Here is a 281-nt window from a genome sequence, read left to right on the forward strand (position 1 = left end):
AGTAAAATTAAAAAATTAAAGTTATGAAAAAGTTAATTTTAGGATTAGCAGTAACTGCAGGAACATTAGCGTTCGCTCAACAGACCCCTTCTTCTAATCCGGTTACATTTGGGGTAAAAGGAGGAATGAACGTATCTTCACTTTCAAAAGATAGTGGTTTAGATGATCAAAAATCTAAAATAGGTTTCAATGCAGGTGTATTTGCTAACATTCCGGTAGCCGCTTCATTTAGTGTTCAACCGGAGGTATTATACTCACAGTATGGTAACAAATCAGACTTT

General features: G+C 34.9%; 1 protein-coding gene. It reads left to right on the forward strand.

Annotated elements, in window-relative coordinates:
• Positions 1–23: 23 nt before the first annotated feature.
• On the forward strand, positions 24–281 hold a 258-nt coding region (locus SB679_RS23835; protein ID WP_410704727.1), incomplete at its 3' end, for an outer membrane beta-barrel protein.

The organism is Chryseobacterium sp. SIMBA_029 (assembly GCF_046535275.1).
Taxonomy (GTDB): Bacteria; Bacteroidota; Bacteroidia; order Flavobacteriales; family Weeksellaceae; genus Chryseobacterium.